Annotated in this window: 2 protein-coding genes; one reads left to right on the top strand and one right to left on the bottom strand. The window is 44.5% G+C overall.

Features of this window, described 5'->3' with window-relative positions:
- The first annotated feature begins 363 nt into the window (after nucleotides 1-363).
- Nucleotides 364-693, top strand: a complete 330-nt coding sequence (locus A3750_RS12555; protein WP_068455271.1) for an NGG1p interacting factor NIF3 — start codon at nucleotides 364-366, stop codon at nucleotides 691-693.
- Here the strand turns inward: A3750_RS12555 and A3750_RS12550 are convergent.
- Nucleotides 690-1,242, bottom strand: a 553-nt coding sequence (locus A3750_RS12550) for an NUDIX hydrolase (protein WP_068548322.1), incomplete at its 5' end; no start/stop codon positions are given. The two genes, A3750_RS12555 and A3750_RS12550, sit on opposite strands and share 4 nt — an antisense overlap.

Below are 1,242 nucleotides of genomic sequence, written 5' to 3'. Positions count from 1 at the left end.
GCCAGAATGTATCCTGTTATTCGGCGCTGCTCGTTTGAGGCGGTGCCCAAGTATTAATAATAAAAAATAGTCGTCAAATAGCGGTTCTTTTGTCCCACTAAATGTTGTCAGCTTGTGTGCTTATTTTTGGTGCGTAATGTTTTTTATGCACAAAGTTTGCACTGCTTTGCTATGCCTTGAATTTGCTGGGTTGGAAAAAATATCTTAGAAGTATTGAAAATCTTAACGTATTGTTTTTAATAGCTTTTATTGTGTTTTGATCAAAAAGCCCTCAAGCTGTTTCAAACGTGCGTATTATCGCTATTCTTGCGCGTTTTTTATGTCTTACCCCCAGAGTTATCCACAGAAAGTGTGCATAAGTTTATGTCAGATCAACCCGATTATTTTTTGTGCTTTTACGTTCCCGAAGAATATGTGGAAACCGTTAAGAATAGTGTGTTTGAAGCCGGCGGAGGCCGACTGGGTGATTATGAACATTGTTGTTGGCAAGCGCGTGGGCAAGGCCAGTTTCGGCCGATCGACGGTGCAGCGCCATTTATCGGGAAGCACAACCGGCTTGAGCGACTTGATGAGTATAAAGTAGAGATGGTGTGTCAGAAGAGTGAGTTAAAGGCCGTTGTTCAGGCATTAAAAAAGGCCCACCCTTATGAAGAGCCGGCCTTCCACGTTCTCAAGCTTGAAACGGACTTCTAATCATCTTGAATGACTTCGAACTCGGGTTCTCTGGGTTCTCTATAAATATCTGAGACATGCGTTGAAAACTCGCCATGCTGTCGGTCTTCAAAGTAGAGTTTGAGGGTTCTTTTTACAGTCGGAAAGGCTAGATCATCCCACGGGATTTCGTCTTCTTCAAAGAGCTGGCATTCGAGGCTTTCGCTGCCAACGCCAAACTTGCCGTCAATTAATGTAGCAAGAAAATACATATGTACCTGATCAATCTGCGGAACATTAATGACCGTATACAAGGTGTGTAACTTGACTCTCGCTTCGGCTTCTTCCCAGGTTTCGCGGGCAGCGGCTTCCATCGTGGTTTCTTGGTTTTCCATAAAACCCGCCGGTAGCGTCCAATAACCGTGCCGGGGTTCTATTGCGCGTTTGCACAATAAGACTTTGCCTTCGTGGACAGGAATAGTCCCAGCAACGATGTTTGGGTTTTGATAATGAATGGTTTCGCATCCGAGGCAGACATACCTGTGTCTTGTGTCGTCATCGGGTATTTTTTGCGTTACTTCTTCGCCGCAA

It is taken from the genome of Oleiphilus sp. HI0079, from assembly GCF_001635105.1.
The sequence above is the reverse complement of the archived record's forward strand: the minus strand, read 5'-3'. Positions and strand labels throughout refer to the sequence as shown.